This window comes from Psychrobacter sp. 1Y11, assembly GCF_052259045.1.
In the GTDB taxonomy this organism is placed as follows: domain Bacteria; phylum Pseudomonadota; class Gammaproteobacteria; order Pseudomonadales; family Moraxellaceae; genus Psychrobacter.
In genome coordinates, this window is the sequence record NZ_JBQQER010000013.1 from 57,888 (window position 1) to 79,772 (window position 21,885).

The 21,885-nt window shown below is 42.8% G+C and carries 17 protein-coding genes, 2 tRNA genes and 1 rRNA gene; 12 read left to right on the forward strand and 8 right to left on the reverse strand.

Features of this window, described 5'->3' with window-relative positions; translation table 11 throughout:
* Positions 1-10: 10 nt before the first annotated feature.
* A complete protein-coding gene (locus tag ACTXGJ_RS11090; RefSeq protein WP_439243781.1) occupies positions 11-241 on the forward strand; it encodes a hypothetical protein in 231 nt (76 codons plus the stop codon).
* A gap of 97 nt (positions 242-338) precedes the next feature.
* On the opposite strand, the gene ACTXGJ_RS11095 is transcribed toward ACTXGJ_RS11090, so the two are convergent.
* Together ACTXGJ_RS11095 and ACTXGJ_RS11100 are read right to left on the reverse strand one after the other, a co-directional pair.
* Positions 339-698 carry a hypothetical protein gene (locus ACTXGJ_RS11095; protein WP_443565992.1) on the reverse strand — a complete coding sequence of 120 codons (360 nt, stop codon included), beginning with the start codon at positions 696-698 and terminating at the stop codon, positions 339-341.
* A gap of 141 nt (positions 699-839) precedes the next feature.
* The gene (locus tag ACTXGJ_RS11100; RefSeq protein WP_439243787.1) at positions 840-1,205 is read right to left on the reverse strand and encodes an arsenate reductase; all 366 of its coding nucleotides are present in this window, start codon (positions 1,203-1,205) and stop codon (positions 840-842) included.
* Positions 1,206-1,393: 188 nt separating this feature from the next.
* On the opposite strand from ACTXGJ_RS11100, the gene leuS reads away from it, so the two are divergent.
* From leuS to ACTXGJ_RS11135, 7 genes are all read left to right on the forward strand, one after another.
* Positions 1,394-4,111: a leucine--tRNA ligase gene (gene leuS, locus ACTXGJ_RS11105; protein WP_439243790.1), complete on the forward strand. Its 2,718-nt coding sequence runs from the start codon at positions 1,394-1,396 to the stop codon at positions 4,109-4,111.
* Positions 4,112-4,174: 63 nt separating this feature from the next.
* Positions 4,175-4,909, forward strand: coding sequence for an LPS-assembly lipoprotein LptE (locus ACTXGJ_RS11110; protein WP_443565993.1), 735 nt, complete (start codon positions 4,175-4,177; stop codon positions 4,907-4,909).
* A 45-nt stretch (positions 4,910-4,954) separates the two neighbouring features.
* Positions 4,955-6,040, forward strand: a complete 1,086-nt coding sequence (locus ACTXGJ_RS11115) for a DNA polymerase III subunit delta (RefSeq protein ID WP_443565994.1) — start codon at positions 4,955-4,957, stop codon at positions 6,038-6,040.
* A gap of 157 nt (positions 6,041-6,197) precedes the next feature.
* On the forward strand, positions 6,198-7,583 hold the full coding sequence (locus tag ACTXGJ_RS11120; RefSeq protein ID WP_443565995.1) for an efflux RND transporter periplasmic adaptor subunit: 1,386 nt from the start codon (positions 6,198-6,200) through the stop codon (positions 7,581-7,583).
* Positions 7,584-7,755: 172 nt separating this feature from the next.
* Positions 7,756-9,765, forward strand: coding sequence for a MacB family efflux pump subunit (locus ACTXGJ_RS11125; protein WP_443565996.1), 2,010 nt, complete (start codon positions 7,756-7,758; stop codon positions 9,763-9,765).
* Between the two features lie 388 nt (positions 9,766-10,153).
* Positions 10,154-10,229 (forward strand) — tRNA-Lys (locus ACTXGJ_RS11130).
* 302 nt (positions 10,230-10,531) lie between these two features.
* A tRNA-Lys gene (locus ACTXGJ_RS11135) sits at positions 10,532-10,607 on the forward strand.
* A gap of 83 nt (positions 10,608-10,690) precedes the next feature.
* On the opposite strand, the gene ACTXGJ_RS11140 is transcribed toward ACTXGJ_RS11135, so the two are convergent.
* Positions 10,691-11,473: an MBL fold metallo-hydrolase gene (locus ACTXGJ_RS11140; RefSeq protein WP_439243805.1), complete on the reverse strand. Its 783-nt coding sequence runs from the start codon at positions 11,471-11,473 to the stop codon at positions 10,691-10,693.
* 257 nt (positions 11,474-11,730) lie between these two features.
* The gene (locus ACTXGJ_RS11145; protein ID WP_443565997.1) at positions 11,731-13,818 is read right to left on the reverse strand and encodes a catalase; all 2,088 of its coding nucleotides are present in this window, start codon (positions 13,816-13,818) and stop codon (positions 11,731-11,733) included.
* 438 nt (positions 13,819-14,256) lie between these two features.
* Here ACTXGJ_RS11145 and ACTXGJ_RS11150 point away from each other — a divergent pair, with 438 nt between their 5' ends.
* Both ACTXGJ_RS11150 and ppc read left to right on the forward strand, forming a co-directional pair.
* Positions 14,257-15,006 carry a dienelactone hydrolase family protein gene (locus ACTXGJ_RS11150; protein ID WP_439243811.1) on the forward strand — a complete coding sequence of 250 codons (750 nt, stop codon included), beginning with the start codon at positions 14,257-14,259 and terminating at the stop codon, positions 15,004-15,006.
* Between the two features lie 136 nt (positions 15,007-15,142).
* Positions 15,143-17,911, forward strand: a complete 2,769-nt coding sequence (gene ppc, locus ACTXGJ_RS11155; RefSeq protein WP_439243814.1) for a phosphoenolpyruvate carboxylase — start codon at positions 15,143-15,145, stop codon at positions 17,909-17,911.
* Between the two features lie 40 nt (positions 17,912-17,951).
* Here ppc and ACTXGJ_RS11160 read toward each other — a convergent pair whose 3' ends face one another.
* The 3 genes from ACTXGJ_RS11160 to ACTXGJ_RS11170 are packed head-to-tail and all read right to left on the reverse strand — an operon-like array spanning position 17,952 to position 19,544.
* The gene (locus tag ACTXGJ_RS11160; RefSeq protein ID WP_439243817.1) at positions 17,952-18,596 is read right to left on the reverse strand and encodes a DUF938 domain-containing protein; all 645 of its coding nucleotides are present in this window, start codon (positions 18,594-18,596) and stop codon (positions 17,952-17,954) included.
* A 36-nt stretch (positions 18,597-18,632) separates the two neighbouring features.
* Positions 18,633-19,097: a flavodoxin family protein gene (locus ACTXGJ_RS11165; RefSeq protein WP_443565998.1), complete on the reverse strand. Its 465-nt coding sequence runs from the start codon at positions 19,095-19,097 to the stop codon at positions 18,633-18,635.
* A 36-nt stretch (positions 19,098-19,133) separates the two neighbouring features.
* Positions 19,134-19,544 carry an OsmC family protein gene (locus ACTXGJ_RS11170; protein WP_443565999.1) on the reverse strand — a complete coding sequence of 137 codons (411 nt, stop codon included), beginning with the start codon at positions 19,542-19,544 and terminating at the stop codon, positions 19,134-19,136.
* A 101-nt stretch (positions 19,545-19,645) separates the two neighbouring features.
* On the opposite strand from ACTXGJ_RS11170, the gene ACTXGJ_RS11175 reads away from it, so the two are divergent.
* Together ACTXGJ_RS11175 and ACTXGJ_RS11180 are read left to right on the forward strand one after the other, a co-directional pair.
* The gene (locus ACTXGJ_RS11175) at positions 19,646-20,197 is read left to right on the forward strand and encodes a hypothetical protein (RefSeq protein WP_443566000.1); all 552 of its coding nucleotides are present in this window, start codon (positions 19,646-19,648) and stop codon (positions 20,195-20,197) included.
* A 36-nt stretch (positions 20,198-20,233) separates the two neighbouring features.
* Complete coding sequence (locus ACTXGJ_RS11180) at positions 20,234-21,361, forward strand: hypothetical protein (protein WP_443566001.1); 1,128 nt, start codon at positions 20,234-20,236, stop codon at positions 21,359-21,361.
* Between the two features lie 201 nt (positions 21,362-21,562).
* On the opposite strand, the gene rrf is transcribed toward ACTXGJ_RS11180, so the two are convergent.
* Positions 21,563-21,677: ribosomal RNA gene (gene rrf / locus ACTXGJ_RS11185) — 5S ribosomal RNA — on the reverse strand.
* Positions 21,678-21,885 lie beyond the last annotated feature (208 nt).

Genomic DNA, 21,885 nt, shown 5'->3' on the forward strand with positions numbered 1-21,885 from the left:
TGGCGCTATTATGTCACTAGGCCTATGGTGTATGCTTTTCATTATTGAGAGCCTGTATTGTTGGTGGATAATCGGCTATGGCGGCGCAAAGTGGATAGAAGGCTGGAAGTCCTTTTTTCTCATTGAGTGGTTCGCGCTCGACTGGAATGCTGAACAGATCCGGCTTTACGTGCTGATTATTTGGGGCTTTAGTTTAATATGGTTTATAGTCGGTGTAATAAAGCCTGAGCTTCGCTTTTAATAGGTTGTTCATTTAAGACTGTTTTTATTTCCATCAAAAAAACCGCTACTCATTTATGGTAGCGGTGCTTTTAATTCCAAACGGTTTTAGTAATAAGTTAATAAGCACAGAACTCTATCGAGCTATAACTGCTATTACCATAAACTTTCATCCGATGGTTGCCTTTGCGCTCAGTAATATAAGAGGTTTCGTTTTCATAACGATCGCCAGTCAAACGTCCACTAGGCCCCGAGACGTAAGCGACATTGATTTGATCGTCACCAACGTTACGAATCACTAAATTTTGATCCGGCATCAACCACAAGCGAAACTCTTTACCATTGCTAATATTACCAGCAAAACTACCACAGTAACTATCCTTAGCAAAAGTCACTTTGGTAGAAGTATCTGCCGCTTGTACACTAGTCGCTACTAAAGGCACGGTAATCAGTGCCGCTACCATCCATAGCTTTTTCATATCCTTCCCCTTATTACATAAAGCCCTTGTTAAGATAGCTTAGCAAAATAGTTCAGTCTTTAATTGAGCAAACTTAATTCAGCTAAATTATCAGTTTAGAATACACTAAACCGTATGGAAAGCGATGGAGAAATTGTGTTGTTATTTAAATACTTTATCAAAGTCGTCTTCGTCAAAACCGCAAAGCAATACTGACTTGCCAGCAACCTCACCTTCAACGATAGGACGCTTAATCATACTGGTATTTTCCACCAATAGATCGATAGCTTTATGAACATCAGCGTCAGCAGCCTCTTTTTGCTCATCATCTAGTTTTCGCCATGTGGTGCCGCGCTTATTCAGCACTTTGTCTATGCCTAACTCATCAACCCAACGCTGCAAGCTGTCTTTATCGATGCCCTGTTTTTTATAGTCATGAAAAGTGTAGTCGATGTTTAAGTCGTCCAGTTTAATAAAAGCCTTTTTCATCGTGCTGCATGATTTTATGCCATAGATAGTGATACTCATCGTTATTCCTTATATGGTATTCGCTCAAAAATTAGAACCTTAGTCCTTTAATACTGCGCTATTATTACCCTAGACCATCGCATTTTTTCCCAATTTGCGCTATTCTAGCGTATCTAATTTTACTAATTATTTGTTTTCAGAACTTAAATTCCAAAACTTTAATAAGAATGTCTAACTTCGAGCCAATTATGAACCATGCTGTAACCTCTGACCACTCTAATCCTAATAATACCGCTACTCCAGCTGCCGATAATACACTCTATCAACCGCAGCTGATCGAAACGCAGCAGCAGGCCAAATGGGCTACCGATAAGCGTTTTGAAGTCAGCAATGAGCCAAGCGACAAACCCAGCCGTTATATGCTATCGATGTTCCCTTATCCAAGCGGTAAGCTGCACATGGGTCACGTGCGCAACTATACCATCTCTGATGTGCTGAGCCGTTATTATCGTCTCAAGGGTTTCGAGGTCATGCAGCCGATGGGTTGGGATGGGTTTGGGCTGCCTGCAGAAAATGCGGCGATTGCCAATCAGACGCCGCCTGCTGAATGGACGTTTGAAAATATCGATAATATGCGCGCGCAGCTTAAGCTATTAGGCTTATCGATCGATTGGTCGCGCGAGTTTGCCACTTGTAGCCCTGAATATTATCAGTGGGAGCAGTGGCTATTTTTGCAGCTATACAAAAAAGGCTTAGTCTATAAAAAGCTAGCGACAGTGAACTGGGATCCGGTGGATAATACCGTCCTTGCCAACGAACAAGTCATTGACGGTAAAGGCTGGCGCAGTGGCGCGCCGGTTGAGAAGCGCGATATTCCAATGTATTACTTCAATATCACCGAATACGCCGATGAATTGCTCGACGATTTGGATCAGTTAGAGGGTCATTGGCCTTCAGAAGTACTGACTATGCAGCGCAATTGGATCGGACGTAGTGCCGGTATGGAGGTGCACTTCCCTTATGAGCTTGAAGGGCAAGATAGTACCTTAGATGTGTTTACCACCCGCCCTGATACCTTGATGGGGGTCACTTATGTCGCCGTTGCCGCTGAGCATCCGTTAGCGAAATATGCTGCCGAAAATGATGAGGTCATCGCCCAGTTCAATGCGCTCTGCAAAAAGGGCTCCGTTGCTGAAGCCGATCTTGCCAAAGCTGAGAAGATCGGTATGGATACTGGCTTAACCGTTACTCATCCGCTCACTGGAGAAGAGTTGCCGGTTTGGGTCGCTAACTACGTACTTATGAGCTATGGTTCAGGTGCGGTAATGGCAGTACCAGCTCACGATGAGCGCGATTATGAATTTGCGACTAAATATGACTTACCGATCAAACAAGTCATCGACGTCCCTGCCGGTTATTTTGATGCCGCAAAAGCTGAGGCCGAAGCCGAAGGTTCTGAGGTTAACCTCGCCTACACTGAGCGCAATACTTTGGTCAACTCAGGCGAGTTTGATGGTATGGACTTTGAGCAGTCTTTTGCGGCGATGCTTGAGAAGCTTGAGCCAAAGGGTCTTGCCAATAAAAAAATTCAGTTCCGTCTACGTGATTGGGGCGTTTCCCGCCAGCGTTATTGGGGCTGCCCTATCCCTATGGTCAACTGTGAACACTGCGGTACGGTGCCCGTAGAAGAGCAAGACTTGCCAGTAGTATTGCCAACTAATGTAGTGCCTGATGGTCGCGGTAATCCGCTCAAAAACATGCCTGAGTTTGTCAATACCAGCTGTCCTAAATGTGGTAATCCAGCGGAGCGTGAAACGGATACCTTTGATACTTTTGTCGAATCAAGCTGGTACTACGCGCGCTTTGCCAGTCCAAATGACAACCAGCACATGGTCAATAAATCGGCCGCTAACAAATGGCTCCCCGTCGATCAATACGTCGGCGGCGTTGAGCATGCGGTGATGCATCTGCTTTATGCACGTTTTTTCCATAAATTGATGCGTGATGAAAATTTAGTCTCAGGTGATGAACCTTTCAAGAATCTCATGACCCAAGGCATGGTGTTAGCGGGCACCTTTAATCGTATCAATAGCGATGGTAGCACCACTTATTATTTTGCTGATGATGTCGATATCGACTATAACGAGCGCGGTCAACCGATCAAAGCTATCTTAAAAGCTGACGGTAAGCCGGTAAATATTGGCAAAATCGAGAAAATGTCAAAGTCGAAGAATAATGGCGTCGACCCACAAACTACTATCGATCAGTACGGCGCGGATACTGTGCGTTTATATACCTTGTTTACGGCCCCCGCCGATCAAACCCTTGAATGGTCTGATGATGCGCTTAAAGGTCCTTATAACTTTGTTAAAAAAGTCTGGCGTCTGGCTCATGATCATATTAAGGCCTTAAGCGCGGCTAATTTAGAGCTTGTTACTTTAAATAATCAGCCTCTAAATACAGAGGGTCTTAGCCGCGAGGCCAAAAATTTACGGCGTAAGACCCATGAAACGGTTGGCAAAATAGATAAAGACTTAGGCGAGCGTTTGGCCTTGAATACACCAGTATCGAGCCTGATGGAGCTTGCCAATGAGCTGACTAGTTTTAATGCCAATGGCGAGCAAGACTTGCAAGTGCAGCACGAAGCTTTGATAGACTTGCTCATTATGCTCTCCGTCTATGCGCCGCATGCTGGCGAGTATTTACTTGAGCAGTTGGCCGTTAATACGCTGACGATGAGCTATCCTGCTATGGATGCGAGTGCCTTAGTGCAAGACCTTATCACTATGGTGGTGCAGGTTAATGGTAAAGTGCGCGGTAAAATGGACGTCGCTCCTAATAGTGATCCTGAACAGCTAAAGGCTCAGGCACGCAGTATTGACAGCGTAGCTAAGTTTCTTACCGGTGAGATCAAAAAAGAGATCGTTGTCCCTAATAAATTAGTTAACATTGTCGTTGTTGGCTAATTTATTGTTTTTTATCTACCGGTGACGTTTTAGGCTTTTTTATAGCGATTAAGGATAAAGGTTATGGCGTATCAACAGCAAAAAATGCAGTCAGCACGTAAGAACAGTTCGGGTACGCCTGCTAAAAGCAAAAGCCTTGGTAAAACACTAGCCACCTCTTTACTAGCAGTGCTACCTATGGTTACTGTAGTGGCGACAGCGACTAGCCTTACTGGCTGCGGTTTTCATTTGCGCGGGCTTGATGCGCCCTTAAATTTTGAAGTCCAAAAAACAGCGGTAGTGATTGAAGACAATCGCCTCTCCTTCCCATTGAAGCTGCCATTGAATAGACGCCTAGAGACTTTGGGAGTAGACGTCGTCGATGGTATGACGATGATTGAAAACGCAGCCAATAGCAAAGCCAACAATATTGATGCCGAAAAAATTGCGCTAATAAAAGTAGATAATCTACGCTTTAGGCGCTATGAGCTAGTAGGCGTTTTGACCGAGATACGTTTGGTACTCTCCGCTGATGTGACCTACGACACTTATCAAAATGGACAGCCGGTGACTTTGACTAATCCTATCCAAGTAGAGCGCAGCTATCAGTATAATGAGGCATCGGTCAGCACTGACGATCAACAAGGCGATCAGATTCGCGATTGGCTCTATGATAGCTTAGCGCGCCGTATTACCGATCAATATGTCGCTATCAGCTTACCAAAAGTAGCCTCCAATATTAGCAAGACTAACCAAACTGCACCTATGTTAGAGCGCTCAGCGCCATCGACCACAGTGATTACTCCCCCAACCTCTTAGCATTTTAAACTGGCATTTTAAATCAGCAACTGATGGCTTATCTTTATGCAGCAGACCTTTATCCAAGCCTACCCTAAGTTACTGCAACCTTCAGTAGCAGTGGCGGGCTTGTGGCTGGCGCACGGTGATGAGCCTTTACTTCAGCAATGGCTGATTGACGCGCTGCGGCCCCACTGGCGCGAGCAGAACTATGCCATCAAACGCATTGAGCTAATATCAGTAAAGTCTTGGCAAGAGGTATTATCCGAGCTGAGCAGCTTATCATTATTCGATGATGCCAGCGCTTTAATTGTCACGGGTAACCACAAGCCTGATAAAGCCATCATTAGCGAGCTTGAGCGTTTTGCAGTTGAGGCGCAATCTGGTGCTCATAATCACAGCTTGTTATGGTTAACCCCAAAACAAGACAAACGCAGCCAAGCCAGCAAGTGGTTTGCACCTTTTGCCCAGTATGGTCAGATTATCGATGGTAACTTATACGATGAGCGCGCGCGTCAGCAGCTATTACAAGTGCAAGCAGAGCAATTCGGCTTACGGCTTTCGCAAGAGGCTTGGCAATTATTGATGTCGCACACCGAACATCACCTGCTAAGCGCTTATCAAACCCTTTGGCGCTTATCGTATCTGTTCGCGCCGCAGTTATCGAGACATGATAGTGACAGTCTCAGTCCTACTACTGACAAAAACAATAGCGACTCAGCCAGTCATAAAAACCTAGCTTTAGATATCACTGACTTGCAAGCAGCATTAGTCAGCGATGCGCAATTTAGCGTTTTTGACTTATCCGATGCTATGCTCGCGAGTAACAGCTCGCAAGTGGCGAAGATTATGTTTCAACTACAAGCCACTGACGAGCCAACGACTTTGGTACTTTGGGCCATCAGTAAAGACATGCGGCTAATCATGGCGCTAATGGACGGTCAAGATCCGCAAAGCTTAGGAATTTGGCGCAGTAAGCAAAGCCTATATAGCCAAGCTTGTCGACGTCACTCCCCTGCGCAAACCGCCTTATGGCCGGATCTGCTTTATCGCTGTGATCAAGCGATTAAAGGGTTAATTCGCCAGCCTGCTTGGGAGCTTTTATTACAAGCCGCGCTTGAGCTGTCGGGGAAAAAGCTGTTTGCTACTTGATGGCTTACTAAAATAACGACCTACAGTTTTTTAATAAATATTTATGTTGCAGCTACCCCGCTTCTCCTTAACCTTTCGCAAACTAATAACCATTTCAATTTATCAATGAAGTCTTTACTATAGTCAAAATTGTTTTGATTGTAAGTGGACTTTGAGCATGCGCAAAATCACCAAAAAATCAGCTATAAAATGGGGCATTATCGCCTTAGTTGTGCTAGCACTTATTGTGCTGGCTTACAGAACTTTCAAACCCAAAGAAGAGACTCCTAATTACATTACCGCCACCGCTGAAATAGGTGATATCGAAAACAACGTCATGGCATCCGGTAAAGTCAAAGCGTTAAACACGGTTGACGTTGGCGCGCAGGTATCAGGGGAAGTTACTCGGCTTTATGTCGAAGTCGGAGATGAGGTCAAGCAAGGCGATCTCATTGCCCAAATCGATCAAGTCACGCAGAAGAACAATTTAAGCAATGAGCAAGCCAGTCTTGAACAAAGTGAAGCCGCTATTCAAAGTGCCCAAGCCGAGTTTTTGAGTCGTCAAGCCAGCTTAAAAAGCGCTTATGCTGATCTAGCCAGCCGTCAATCTGAATACAAGCAAACACAATCTGACTTTGCGCGTCTTAAGGGCTTAGTCGCTATCGATGCCATCTCACAACAAGAATATGATACCCAAGCCACGAGTGTGGCAACGGCAAAAGCCGCGGTCGATAATGCTCGCGCCGCTATAGATACCGCTAAAGCCGCTATTACCACAACTCAAGCCAATATCAACAGCCAACGCGCCGCCTTACGAAAAGCACAAACTAACGTTAGTACTGCGCAAGAGGATTTGAGCTACACCACTATTCGCGCACCAATCTCCGGTACGGTCGTCTCTATCACTACCGAGCAAGGCACTACTGTAAACGCCAATCAAACTGCGCCTACTATCGTGACCTTAGCCGATTTATCGACTGTACGCATCAACGCTCAAATCTCTGAGGCGGACGTCATCAACGTGCAAGCGGGCATGCCCGTTTATTTCAATGTCATTGGCAACCCTGATGAGAAGTTTGATGCGGTGCTTAAAGCCATTGAGCCTGCACCAGAAAACATTAGTGACACCAGCTCTACTGATTCAGCGATCTATTACGTTGGTTATATCGAAGTCCCCAATACTGAGCGCCGTTTCCGTATTGATATGACCGCACAGGTCTACATTGTTGTTAATGAAGCTGAAAACGCTCTATTAGTCCCTTCTGCTGCCCTACAGCCTGCTAGCAAAGCTAGAAAACCAACTAACTCAGCCGAAAACAACTCTAAAGACGTTGAGGCTAAAGATAATAAAGCTATAGATAACTCTAATCGAGATATCGACTCTTCCAGAGCAAGCGTTCGCGTACTGAAAGCAGACGGTGAAGTAGTAGAGCAAGCGGTGAGCGTCGGCATTAATAACCGCGTCAATGCGCAGATTCTGAGTGGTCTCAAAGCAGGCGATGAGGTTATCTTAGGAGAAGAAAAAGCAGCTAATGGCGGTGGTAGAGGTGGTCGTCCCTTTTAACGCTTGATAATGACTAAACCTTTATTAAAAACAACCTTGATCATAACTAAGCATCACTTTTAGCTCAGCAAAATAGTACCTACACTAAAGATTAGACGATTTCTAATCTTAGAGAGTTAGTGAGCTTTTGATTTGATAACTATTGATTTGACAACTATAGGTCTTGGAACCCATGGATCCTCTAAAAACCAACGCCAATAGCGCAGCAAATGTGCCGTTAATGCAAGTGAAAGGACTGATTAAAGAGTTTCGTGCTGGTGAGCAGACGATACGTGTGCTGCATGATATTGACCTTATTATTCATCAAGGCGAGATGGTCGCCATTATCGGACAATCCGGCTCTGGTAAGTCGACTTTGATGAATATCTTAGGCTGTCTTGATCAAGCGACCGCTGGTGAGTATCAAATATATGGACAGCCTGTTAGTCGCTTGGATGCCGATGAGCTAGCTAAGCTGCGCCGTGAGCACTTTGGTTTTATCTTTCAACGCTATCATCTATTAGGTGATATTAACGCTCGTGATAACGTCTCTGTCCCGGCCGTTTATGCAGGGATGGACGGACAAGCCCGTAGCGATCGCGCAGAGAAGTTACTAGCCGATTTAGGCCTAGCAGACAAGGTTAACAATCGACCCAACCAGCTCTCAGGCGGTCAGCAGCAGCGAGTGTCTATCGCGCGGGCGCTGATGAATGGTGGCGATATTATCTTAGCCGATGAGCCGACAGGGGCGCTGGATAGTAAATCGGGCGAAGACGTTATGGCCATCTTGCACGAGCTAAAGTCGCAAGGCCATACCATTATCATGGTCACTCATGATCCCGGTCTTGCTCAGCAGGCCGAACGTGTCATTGAGCTAAAAGACGGCTATATCATTGAAGACTATCGCACCAAGCATTATCAGCAGACCGCAGTTGATAGTAGAGTCCAGCCAGAACCTATACTCAACAAGCATCGTAAAGGTAGGCTGAGTAGCTTTATAGATCGACTGTTTGAAGCGTTCAAAATGTCGTTGCTCGCGATGCGCGCGCACAAGATGCGTACGCTATTGACGATGCTTGGTATTATTATCGGTATCGCGTCAGTGGTCTCAGTCGTTGGCTTAGGCAAAGGCTCACAAGAGCAAATACTGGCCAACATCAGCTCCTTAGGTACCAATACCATTACCGTGATGGATGGCTACCCTTGGGGCGATCCGAGACGTCAGTACAATGATGATAATCTGACGCCGCAAGACGCGCAGGCGGTCGCTGATCAGCCTTATGTAGTGAGCGTCAGCCCACAGCTCGACACTAACATGAGCGTGCGTTATCGCAATATTGAAGAGGCAGCTAGCATAAGCGGTGTGGGTCAAGACTACCTTGACGTTAGCGGTGAGACCTTAATTCAAGGTCAAGGTTTCGATGAACAAAGCATCTTAAAACGCACGCAAGATATCATCATTGATGATAATGCTAAGCAGACTTTTTTTGCCGATAATGACAACCCTATCGGCGAAGTGGTGTTAATCGGTAGCGTGCCCGGCCGAATTATTGGCGTGCTAGCGCCTAATAACAGTGGTTTTGGTGGTCAAGTAGAGTCGCCTACTCTATACATGCCTTATACTACGATGATGTCTCGGCTCGTCGGTAGTCCCAATATTGAGCGTTTTGTCGCCTTGATTGATAATAGTATTTCCTCATCGGCAGCTGAATCTGCGATTTCCACCTTAATGGAAGGTCGCCACGGTACCGATGATTTTCGTATTCGTAACTCAGACTCCATTCGCCAAACGATTGAGTCTACTACCGGCACCATGACCCTACTGATCTCCTCTATTGCTATTATCTCCTTAATCGTCGGCGGCATTGGCGTTATGAATATTATGCTAGTCTCAGTCACTGAGCGTACCAATGAGATTGGTGTGCGTATGGCGGTTGGCGCTCGTCAAAACGATATCATGCAGCAGTTTTTGATCGAGGCTATACTGGTTTGTATCTTAGGTGGGTTGCTTGGCATTGGACTCGCCTTTGCTATCGGTGAGCTAATCAATAGCGTCGCTGGCGAGAGCTTCAAGGTAATTTATTCAACGACGTCTATTGTAGCGGCCTTTGTCTGCTCAACTTTAATTGGCGTTATCTTTGGTTTCTTGCCGGCGCGTAACGCTGCCAAACTTGATCCTGTGGAGGCGCTCTCTAGAGATTAGCTCGGTGTCTATTATCAAGGCGATAGCATAAAACTATTTCTAATAAAGTTGACTGATTTAAAAAATTCATAAAATTTACGCCCAATTCATCATTTTTGCTCCTCATGGGGTTGTAATTATCACAGGAATATATATAATGTGCTCTCACGTTTAGGGATAGAAACTATCTAAATGTGAATTAGAGAAAGCTTTGCGAATCACTTAATATTTAGACTTAAGTTGCTAGCAAAGTTTTTAGAATTTTCCCTTTAAGGAAAATTCTCTTGCAGAGCTAAAAAAGCAGCATTATTTATAACGTTGCGTTTAGATGCAAGGTTTTTGGAAATCCTATTTAAAGGATTTTCTCTTGCGAGACTAAAATTGCAGTGCAATTTTTTCACGTCTCTCAGGACCGATAGCTCAGTTGGTAGAGCAGTTGACTTTTAATCAATTGGTCCCGCGTTCGAGTCGCGGTCGGTCCACCATTTTCAGTAGTATTCTTATTAAGTATTCTGCCCTACTCGGTATTAGCTTGATAAGTTTAGTTTTAAAAACAAACATTTTTAGAACTTAACGTTTTACATAATTTCCCTTTAAGGAAATTATTCTTGCGAAGACTTAATATTTAGACTTAAGTTGCTAGCAAGACTTTCAGAAAATCCTATTTAAAGGATTTTCTCTTGCGAATGATTGCAACCCTTAGTTTGGATGCGTAGCTTTTAGAATTTACGAAAATGTAAATTCTCTTGCGCTCGGACGAAGCAGTGCTTCGTTTTATCCTCGCTCAGGACCGATAGCTCAGTTGGTAGAGCAGTTGACTTTTAATCAATTGGTCCCGCGTTCGAGTCGCGGTCGGTCCACCATACTGCAAAAGCCCCGCTACTTTTGGTAGCGGGGCTTTTTTTTATTCGTTTATCAACTGCTTGCTTATCAGTTGGCCCTTTGACTAAGGGGTTTTAACTCTTTTACGAGCGAATTTGAGTCTTAGAAAAGCAGTGCCCAAAATATTCTTTAATGAGGTTTTGCGAGGATTATTTGGTGTTTTTTCTATTAATCGAGCGAAGTCTTCATTACTCATCTTGACTCTTTTATCATGTGCTAATAATAAACTCTCTAACTTTAATGCTCTGATTTTATTTAAAGACGCTCGATAAGCATCAGGTAAAGTAATCAAATATGGTGACACTATTTTACCTTTCATACTCAGTATAAGATCTGCCGTATACGCCTGTTTACTCTGTGGATGCCACAAGGATAGATCACGATCCGTATGTCCCGGCGTCTCCAAAATTATCCAGTCTTCAAAACAGGGCACACTATCACCCTCTCCAACCGTTATATCAGCTTTCAAAATAGGATCATACCAAGCGTTTGTAAAAGACTTGCCTTGTCTATTGGCGACATAATACAACAAACCCAAATCATTCAAATGTTTAAACCTACCTAAAATGCCATGATACCAAGGTTTTTCAGCTTTGGCGCTAACAATTTGACAGCCCGTTTTTTGTTTCAATAGCTCAGCACCACCAGCATGATCGGGATGCATATGTGTAACCATCACAACCTTCAGCTGCTCTATTGGACGCTCTAAAACATTGGTAATGTACGCCAAGATGTTATCGACATCACATCGACATCCTGAATCAAGCAATAATAACTTATCAGGATAAACGGCCATATAAGTGGTCTGAATATACCCTTCAATCGCTACAATGTTTGTTAAATCCATAACAACTCTCAATCAACTACACTTTACTGATCTATTTTTAATGACTATTTATTCTAAGACTTATCTCATAGTTTTACTTATTCATTTGCTTACCATTATAACGTTCAGTTTCAAGTAATAAACTATATTCAGTGAACGCTTGTGAGCAAACTTTTTATTACCGCATAAAGTGAACCGTTCAGAGGGTTATAAGCTGATAAAGTAAAAAACTCAGCGCTTAGGCTGAGTTTTTTCGTTTAAATAACTACTTAATAAGACTAAGCTAAATCACGAACCTTGGGCTCACGTTCCCATAGACGAGATTTTGCATTCTCAACAAAGCTATCAAGCTCTGCTAATGGCGTGACAAACTTATCTTTTTCTACAGGAAGCTTACTTAAGATAAACTCCTCCGTGGCGCCGCAGTAAGCGATCGCTTTGCAGTGCGCGTAAGCATCCGTGAACCAGTCAAGCGTCGCGCTATCTTGAGCTAATTTTTTGGCTTGCTCTGGCATTATGATACTGACAATAGCATCGAAAAATACAGAGGGCGCACCAGCGATGCGTTCATCAGCTTGTACGCGAGTACCATCATCCAGCTCAACCTCTTTACTAGGGGCTACTATTTTTACCATACCCCCTTGTTTTTTGACTGCGTCTTCAAACCTCTTAACTTGTTCATGGCTTGAATCTTGAGCCACTAAAATACCGACTAAGCGACCTTTTAATGAGATAGGCGTGCGTCCAATCGTTTGGAGCGGCTTAGATATATCCATATCTTGTACGGGTGCTGCAGGTTCAGTCGCTTCTGGTAGCTCCATTCCTAGCGCGGTTGCAACACGGTCAGCTAAGTCTTCATCGATATTGATCAGATGACTGAGTACTCGTGCTCGGACATGCGCGGTATCCACTTTACCCAGCTCAAAAGCGTAGGCTGAAGCGATATGTGCCTGTTCTTCAGGCGTTTGACTGCGATAAAACATGCGCGGCTGACTATAATGATCAGCGAAGCTCTCAGCACGTACGCGGCCTTTGACGCCATCGTCCAACTGTTCATGGAAAGACTCAAAACCTTTCTTCACGCTTTCACGCGGACGAGTAGGATCTAAGCTTTGCGGCTCGTAGAGTACCCGAGTCTTTGGTACTTGCATCTGCATATGACCATCTTGCTGATTATTAGCAAATGGGCATTTTGGTGCATTAATAGGGATCTGGGCAAAGTTTGGTGAGCCTAAACGCGACAGCTGAGTATCTAAATAACTAAACAGACGACCTTGCAATAGCGGGTCATTACTGAAATCGATACCCGGTGGTAGATGCGAAGGACAGAATGCCACTTGCTCAGTTTCTGCAAAGAAATTATCTGGATTACGGTTAAGCACCATTTTACCGATAATTTTTACCGGTACTAATTCTTCTGGAATGAGTTTAGTCGCATCTAAATGATCAAATGGAAACTCATTAGCCTCTTCTTCGGTAAAGAGCTGTACGCCAAACTCCCACTCAGGATACATCTCATTGTTGATCGCTTCAAACATATCGCGGCGGTTATAGTCAGGGTCGGCGCCAGAGATTTTGACCGCTTCGTCCCAAGTTAGTGACTGCACTCCAGCCACCGGCTTCCAATGGAAGCGTACAAAGGTGCTTTTGCCGTCTTTATCGAGCAGACGATAACTGTGAATGCCAAAGCCTTCCATCATACTAAAGCTACGGGGTATGGCGCGATCGCTCATCAGCCAAATAACATTATGCATAGTCTCAGGGCTTAAAGATACAAAATCCCAAAAGGTATCGTGGGCGGAGGCTGCTTGCGGGAAACCGCGATCCGGCTCAGGCTTTACCGCATGGACAAGATCTGGGAACTTCATCGCATCTTGGATAAAGAAAATCGGCATATTATTACCAACGATATCCCAGTTACCTTCTTCGGTATATATCTTTACCGAAAAACCGCGGACATCGCGAGGCGTATCTTTTGAGCCTTTATTGCCAGCCACGGTCGAAAAACGAGTAAATAAAGGTGTCTGCTTCCCTGTTTCTGTAAGAATTTTGGCGGTCGTGTATTCTTCTAGCGATTCTGTCAGCTCGAAATAACCGTGCGCTGCACTACCACGCGCATGAACAATACGCTCTGGAATACGCTCGTGGTCGAAATGATTGATTTTTTCGCGTAATACAAAATCCTCTAAAAGGCTCGGGCCACGGCTACCGGCTTTCAAAGAGTTTTGATTATCAGCAATAACCACACCTTGCTGAGTGGTAAGCGCTTTGGCGTCATCGTCTGCGCGCTGATGGGTTTCGCCACCATTTCCGCGGGCAGGGTTCATGTCTTTTGCGGGGTCAGTATGATCAATATTTGTTTTCATCATGCATCCTAGCTAGTTATAAGAATTAGACTCTGATAAGAGCGAAATTTAATTCTACGGAACTTACTTAGGTTTTACATGATAATACCTGTTGATATTTGGTTAAAGTTTGCAGCTATCAAAAAGTGCTTGTGGTACTTTATTAAAAGACTGTTTGTTTAGGCCATATCGTCATTTTAATCATAGCAACGGAACAGATTTTGAACATTCCGTAATTTTGCGAACAATAAAATAAGATAATATTGTCTTGCCGTTTGCGAAGAATGACAGAATCAGAGTTATTTTTAGTTTATTAAGTACTTCCTCTAACCACTCTCTAGTACCGTTTGAGGACATGCTTTAGTCTTTTTACCCTTCTTCACTACGCTTATGAGGTCGCTTATGTTATCGAATAATAGTTGTCAATCTAGTCATTCCCGCTACTCTTGTTTTCAAACTATGCTTATTGGGTTATCAGTCAGCGCTCTTACGCTCGTTTTTAGTCAAAGCGCTGCTGCTATTACTACACAAGATATCAGCTATACAGTAGACAACCAACCTTACCAAGGATATTACGCGCAAGCGGATACACCTAACGCTCCTTTTATACTGCTAATTCATGATTGGGACGGCTTGACGGATTATGAGAAAAAGCGCGCGGATATGCTAGCGAGCGAGGGTTATAATGTACTAGCGGCTGATATGTTTGGTGCAGGCATTCGCCCTACCGAACTTGAAGACAAAAAACGGCTCACCTCCGAGCTATACGACGATCGTAGTAAAATGCGGCGCCTGCTTGCCGGTGCTCTAAATACAGGACAGGCGCAAGGCAATAATGTCCGCGAAGGCGTAACGATGGGTTATTGCTTTGGCGGCGGCGTTGCGCTTGAGCTTGCAAGAGCAGGATTTGAACAAAAGGCTTTTGTACCTTTTCATGGAGGACTTGAGACGCCAACCGGACAATCTTATGATAAAACCAAAGGAGAGATTTTAGTCTTTCATGGTACGGCCGACGAAGCGGTTCCCTTAGAGGACTTTACCGCCCTTGGCAAAACCTTAGAGGCCAGTAAAGTACCGCATGAAATGATCACTTATAGCGGCGCGGTGCATGCGTTTACGGATTTTAATAACCCTGATAGATATGATGCGCGCGCCGATCAGCGTTCTTGGAGTCGTTACTTAGACTTTTTAGCCAACACCTATAAATGATGCTTATTATTGTCGCACCATTCGTGTATTCTTTTATATTAACCATATCAAGGGTTCGTAGATTCGTTTGCGAGCCTTATTTATAAATAAAGTCTGTTGACTCTAATCGTCATTATCACAAGTAAGGAAAACAGTCATGTTAGCAAGGAATGAAGTATTACGGGCACGTATTAGATTGTTAGGATCATTTTTGGGGGAAGCCATTGCTCGCCAATCTGGAGCAGATACTGTCCATACTATTGAGACCTTGCGTAAAGGCTTTATTCAGGAACGCCGCGAGTATAATGAAGAGAAAAAACAGCAGCTTATTGATCTTATTGCCTCACTAGACAATCAAACCTTAAAAAATGTCATTCGTGCCTTCTCTATTTACTTTTTTCTCGCAAATTTGACTGAAGAAAATTATTTGCGTGAGCAGCGCCGTACCATGCGTGCAGAGTCTAATCAAAGTTGGGAAGGTTCTTTTCGCCGCACTTTACTAGAGTGTCGTGAGCGCAATATCGAACCTGAACAAATAAAAGAACTCATCGATCATCTCAAATTTATTCCTGTTTTTACCGCTCATCCTACTGAAGCACGTAGACGCACCACCATGAACATCTTGCAAACGCTATATGAGCATACGGATGCTATGATTGACTATCCCGAAGGTAGCCTAGCCTTTGAGCAAGCCAAACAAAAAACTGCAGAGACCATTGATCTGCTTTGGTCATCAGATGAGGTTCGTACGCGCAAACCTTTGGTCTATGACGAGATAAATAACGGTTTGCACTATTTTAATGCCAGTTTATTTACCGCCATTCCCAAAGTCTATCGCAATACCAAAGACGCTATCGTCGAGGTTTATCCAGAACTCACCGATTATCCCCTACCCGCCTTTGTCAGCTTCGGCTCTTGGATTGGTGGCGATAGAGATGGCAACCCATTTGTTACCTATGAGACCACGGAGATGGCTGTCTTGATGCATGCCGATACTGTACTGCGTCATTATCAAGTGTTAATTAGAAAATTACGTCGTGAGCTTATTCATAGCGACACGATTGTCGATATTGACGCAAACATATATGCTCGTATCGAAGACTACAGTGAGCTCGATCAAAAAGTTTTCTATTATAACCCTGATGATTATGATAACGAGCCGTATAGAAGGCTATTATCCCTCATCCTTGCCAAAATAAAAGCCACCAATCAACATATCCAAAGCCAAGGGACAGAGGATGAAGCCGCAGAAGATGCCTACTCAACACCGCAGGCCTTGTTAGATGACTTACGACTTATTCGACGAAGCGTGAGCACCCATGATCAGGCTCATAGCGAAGGTTTACTGCTTGATACCATTCGCTTAGTAAAAACTTGCGGCTTTCATTTAGCATCTCTCGATATTCGCCAAGACTCAGGCTATCACGGTGAGGTTATCGCTGACATCTTCGCTAATGCATCAAACCTACCTGACTATCAAAATCTCAACGAATTAGAACGTCAAGAATGGCTAACGCGTTTGCTAAAAAAATCTGGCACACCACTTATTTATAGCGATAATTTAAGCGAGCAGACGCGTGAACAGCTTAACTTGATGAGCTCTGTGGCGAAATTGCGCAAACTGGTTGGTGAGGATACTTTTGGTAGCTATGTTATCTCCATGACCAATAACGCCAGTCAACTGTTAGAAGTGCTTCTACTGATGCGTTTTGCGGGCTTATCTGGCATCGATAATGAAGGTCATTTATTTGCTGCCCTACCCGTTGCACCTTTATTTGAAACCATTGAAGATCTTAAAAACATTGATAAGATCATGCCTACGATTTTAGAAAACCCACTATATCGTGAGCTGCTCGAGCACTCAGGGAACTTGCAAGAAATCATGCTTGGCTACTCAGACTCTTCAAAGGATGGCGGCATTATCACCTCGGCTTGGCAGCTGTATAGCGCCCAGCAAACCATCACCAATATTGCCAACAAATACGGCATTAGCACACGACTGTTTCATGGACGCGGCGGCTCTGTCAGTCGTGGCGGCGGCTCAACCCATCAAGCCATTGCTGCCCAGCCTGCTGGCACACTAAACGGACAAATCAAGTTTACCGAGCAAGGCGAAGTACTTTACGCCAAATATGCCAATCCAGACACGGCGGTGTTTGAACTGACCATGGGAATCACTGGCGCTTTAAAGGCCAGCTCATCGCGGTTTGTCGCACAGCCAAAACAGCTTGATAGCTATGAAGCATTATTTTCTCGTTTGGCAGATGCAGGCGAAAAGCAATATCGGGCACTTACTGATAATACAGAAGGCTTCTATCAATTTTATTCTGAAGCCACGCCCGTACAAGAGATTTCATTGCTCAATATTGGCTCACGTCCTGCCCATCGCAAAAAAGGATTACCGAGCAAATCGACCATTCGGGCTATACCTTGGGTGTTTGGCTGGTCGCTGGCTCGCTTTACCCTTCCTGCTTGGTATGGCGTGGGCAGCGCCCTAGATAGTGTCAAAAAAGATGAAGGTTTAATGCAAGAGATGAATGAACACTGGCCATTTTTCAGTGCTTTTGTCAGCAATATTGAAATGGCCTTTACCAAGTCTGAGATGAGTATTGCCCGCGCATACAGCCAATTATGTGAGGATGAAACCTTACGCGAGCAAATAATGCAGGCAGTCATTGATGAGCATGAACTGACCAACGCAAATCTTAACTCATTGCTAGATCAAGAGTCACTGTTATCCAGTCAGCAAGATTTGGCGGCCTCGCTAGAGTGGCGTAATGCTTACTTGGATCCGATTAATTATATTCAAATCGAGCTACTCAAACGCATGCGACAACCAGAAACGACAGAAGATAAACTCGCGGTAGAAGATCCCTTAATTCGTAGTATCAATGCTTTAGCAGCGGGACTACGTAATACAGGTTAAGTTTTTAGATTAAAATAACCGCCACCAAATAAGGTAGCGGTTATTTTTTAAATACTAATATCTGATTGTTTGCTGGCATCTGATACTCATTGTCTAAGGTAAAATCATGCTGTTTTGCTAAAGCGAGAATATCTTCTTTATGCCGAATGCCACTATTAGGATCGCGCTGTCTTAACGATAAATCAAAACGTTGATTGCTAGCGCTAGTATAATGTCCGTGTTCATTAAAAGGCCCGTACACTATTAGCTTACCCTTTAATGGTAATACCTCTCCAGCCAACTCAAATAGTCTCTCAACCAAAGACCAAGCAATAATATGCAAAGTATTGGCAGTAAAAATAGCGTCGTAAGGGTTATTGTTTTTCGAGATTGGTATGGCATCTGTCATCAAATCAAACGCTAACGGCGCGTGTAAATTAGGTACAGGATAACGCTCATGCCAAGCTTGAATTACCTGATGGTTATCAATGACATCGCTCGTTTGCCATTGCAAGTTTGGCAAATTTTGCGCGAAATGTACACTATGTTGACCGGTTCCTGAGCCTACTTCTAGTACATGAGTAGAGTCTTGTAATTCTTTTTGTAGCACGTCTAAGATAGGTTGTTTATTATTCTCACACGCTTGTGAAAATGGCAGTCTATCTTGGCTACTAATATCCGTATTACCTAAGTTGTTTTTGTTCATAATACTATCTTGTCATAATCGTTTTAAAAAACTAGCCTAATAAATACCGGCTTCCACTCCAGCAGCTAACGTCATCGCCAGCTCTTCTACTTGCTCAGCAAACGCCTCTTGCCAATCACCCTTTAAAATAAGTGTGTCTTGGATTTGATTCCAGCGCAGACCGGTAACAATAGTTTTCATCGCTCGTTTAGTTCCCGTACCATCGAACCCCGCTCGAATATAGAGCGCAAAGGGAAGCCCCTGTTTATGCTCCAATACCGCGTAATAACAGCGATCAAAAAAGTCTTTGGTCAGTCCTGCCATATAAGACAGATTTTCGGTAGTCCCTAATAATAAAGCATCTGCTGCCAAAACATCTTCAGGCTGCGTATCTTGCGGTGACTTCAATATCACTTTAATAGCTATATCAGGGTGATTAGCGCCATCGTAAGCGGCCTTAGCCAACTTTTCGGTATTTTTTGAGGGCGCATGAGCGACGATTAGTAGCGTTTTGGAAGCCATGTTAGTCATCCTTATAGCGGTTACTAATTATTGGAATTAGTTGCTTTTAGAATTAAAAGTCACATTTTGCATGATATCAGGATGGATACTTTTGGCAACAGGGCACGTCAATGCCGTGTTATAAAATATTTTTTGCGTTTTTTCATCAAGCTGTTGATTAAAAGTGATAGCAACATGTATTTCACTGACCCGTCTAGGATCAGCAGTCATGATTTTAGTCACATCAGCCGTAGTACCTGCAATATCAATATCCATGTCACGCGCCTTGATACCAATGATGGTGAGCATACAACTGGCTAGGCTTGTCGCTAGCAAATCAGTCGGTGAAAACGCCTCGCCCTTGCCCTGATTGTCAGTTGGTGCATCAGTGATGATTTCATTGTTCGATTGCAGATGAATAGCGGTAGTGCGTAGGTCGCCTTGGTAGGTTACTTTTGAGGTAGTCATAGATTTAGTCCTTAATTTATAAAATATTATTATAATTATTTAATAGATGCTAATATTAAAACCATTTATACCAACATTAGTGCTGTAAAGGAAATTGTAATATGCATGTGTATGAACTTTCAGAATACCAAATTTATCAACTAAAATCGATAGATCCAGCATTAAGTAGCAATTGGAAAAACATTATAACCGATATTTTGCCACAGCTTGATAAGCCTAGCCGTAAAAGTGTGTACGAAAAAATATTATCAAAAAGAAATATCAGCCCAAATTTTACTTATATTATCCCAGATAACCTTAGAAGCGTATTATCCACAACTGCTATTGGTAATAAAGAATTAGAAGCGATTGCAATACAGATGTTAAAGTTTATCGAATCCAAACCTATTTCATATGATGCTATGGAGCTTGCTGACAAAACAGAAGCAATGCTTGACTATCTTAATCGAATTGATATCGGCGATCATTTTTTGGATCAGAAGAACCGTAATAGTATAAAACATGCTTTTTTATACGATTTGGCAGCTTTGATTGATAATATCGACTTTATAGTAAATCCTGGCATTAGACAACTTAATGCTGACATTATAAAAACATACTTCAAAGAAGTTTTTATTAAACAAAAAATTCAAGAACGTAACTTTCATGCTTGAGACTCAACTGACATCGACTTTCAAGAATACAAAAACTTGCCTAATATCATAAGAAAAGAAGCAAAATATAAAAAATTCTTTGTCGTCGAAAGTGAGAAATATTGGTTTTTAATAGGTATAGCTGATAAGCCAAGACAGAATCCTTATTCCATCAAGAGGTTTTTATATGAACATAGTAGTGGCAACAATACGTTTGTGTACTTAACTCATGTTGTTATTAGAAAACAACTAATAGATAAGGAACGCTATATTGAACATATTAATTATTGTATGAGTCGACTATATACTTTAGATGTTGGCGTATCAGATACGATCATCAAATTTATTAAAGAAACACAGCATTTATGTAAGACACAAATCGAACCTTTATTAAAGAAAGAATTAAAAAAGGATGGTGATGATACTGAATACGATATCTATAGGCGGATGAATGAATATGAAAAACAGATCACAATATTGATACTGAATAAACTGACTCACATTATAAAAAACGCTATAAGTGATGAGAGTGATCGAGACTATTTATTTTATTACATGGGTAAAATCTTTAATAAGATGATTAATAATATGCAAAACTTTCAATTACAGCCCATTGCAACATACTCTTATAACGTGGAGATTATGATTGCAAAATTAATCAGTTTTAGATACTTTCTAGATATGATGTATGAGTCATTAGCGAATAAGAGCTTTGAAGTAAATACACTGACGAATACCTCTAAAGAAATAATAACTATCATTAAAGATAAATTTGATGATGTAGAAGAAAGCTTAGGACAACTGAGTCAATTACAGCATGAGTTGAATATTTACCACGAAACTAAAGAGAATGGTAGTATCTGGCAAAAAATAATAATCGGGCGTCTACCAAAGTATACTTTAGAAGATATAGAACATTCAAAAGATGCAGTAAATGAAGAGTTTTTTCTAGATATCATTCGTTTGGCTAAAACATATACTAAAAATATTATTTACTTAGAGTTTGACTGTAATGAAATTCTAAATGAATATTATCGCCACTATGCTATTGCTGATGAAAAAATGGTAATTACACGCTTACCTAAAGTGTTAAGGTTACCAGAGAACAAAAAAGCATTCGATGCTCAAGAAATAAAAAAGGCGATTAATCACAACGTTTTCATAGCTCACAAAGCATTTTCTTAATAACTAATACTAATTTTAGGTTCGCAAGAGCCCTTTACAAGCATAGCCTTCCGTCTTGCGCTGCGGACAACTGTCTTCCAGACAGTCGTTATTCCTTGCTCACCCTTAAATAGCGTTTTCTGCGTAGGTCACATGATGATGACTAAATTAAAGATAAAAAAAAGAGCCACCCGGTTAAGGGTGACTCTTCTTAGAATAGAGAGCTGACGATGACCTACTCTCACATGGCCGGAGCCACACTACCATTGGCGCAACGATGTTTCACTTCTGAGTTCGGGAAGGGATCAGGTGGTGCCATCGTGCTATTGTCGTCAGCAAAGGGGGTTAGATATGAGTCTGTTTGTTTTACTTAATGACTTAAGTATCACTTATCCTAACTGAACCAAGGATAAAGGTGATATCGATATAATGCTTGTCTAACTATAAAACTAAGTTCTTATAGATAGCTACAAACCACTTGGGTGTTGTATGGTCAAGCCAAACGAGCAATTAGTACAGGTTAGCTACACACATCGCTGTGCTTC